This is a genomic window from Rhizobium sp. 01N447_2, from assembly GCF_056399245.1.
In genome coordinates this window covers 1-1003 of the sequence record NZ_JBFTQY010000169.1, presented here as the reverse complement: position 1 = coordinate 1003, position 1003 = coordinate 1, and the positions used below count along the sequence as shown (strand labels likewise).

Sequence of the window (1003 nt, the reverse complement as noted above, 5' to 3'; positions counted from 1 at the left end):
GCGGCCGTGGTTCTTGCATTGGCTTGGGAACCGCGGTGTCCGGGATGGGCTGTATCCCTTTGCTGATTCCATGAGATGCGACATCACTCTCGCCCTGCCCCTGGCGATCCTCCATGCCGCGCCGATTGGCAAAGTCATGGGTATAGTCGAGTGTCGTCTCTTTCACGCCTGAGCGGCTCAGTRTCTCTGTCAGGGCGCGCTCCGTCTTGAATGCATCGAGCCCGGCATAGAGCTGCACCTCTTCACGATGACGGGTCATCGCCACATAGGTCAGATGCCGGTCCATYGTCGTCGACGCSAGRACAAAACTCCGRTCGACGGTAGCGCCTTGCGTCTTGTGGATCGTCGTKGCGTAGCCGTGRTCAAAGGMTTGGTAACTATTCACCGGTACGGTCACCTGGCGCTGCCCATCTTGCGTCTGCGCCTTGCCGTCAAGCCGAACTTGTATTGCGTCCGGCGCGACGGCGACCACCTCGCCCAACATGCCATTCTTGACGCCGAGATCGCGATCGTTCTCCAAAAAGACGATGCGGTCGCCGCGCGCAAAAGATCGCTTCCCATTGTTGGTCTGGTAACTCAGTTCCTCACCTTTATCACCAGACGGGTTGCTGGCCTTTGCCAGCTCACCGCACTCCTGCAACGCGGCGCGAATGCCGGCATTGATGGCACGCACGTCGTCGCGCCTATGCGCCATCGCAATGCGCGTGTCGTCGGGATGTGCCGATCGGTCAGCGACGTAATCGGCAATGATCGCCTTCAGCACGTCGTCGCGGTTCGCTTTCAGCTGGATGTTGCCATGTGCAGCATAGGCTGACAGTCCGTCTGCGGTCCGGTGAGAGGCAAAGTCGATCGAAGCCTGCTTCTGCCAATCCGCTTTCTGCCGTCGGACGTCCGAAAGCTGCGCATGACCGACAGCTTCCGCGATTGCCCGGAACGGTGCGCCCGCTCCGATCGCCTGAAGCTGTTCATGGTCGCCGACCAGCACGAGCTTGGCGCCGGCCCG

General features: G+C 60.8%; 1 protein-coding gene. It reads right to left on the bottom strand.

Annotated elements, in window-relative coordinates; all coding sequences use genetic code 11:
- The coding region (locus AC1ECN_RS38550) for an AAA family ATPase (protein ID WP_477956068.1) at positions 1-1003 on the bottom strand (1003 nt) is incomplete at both ends.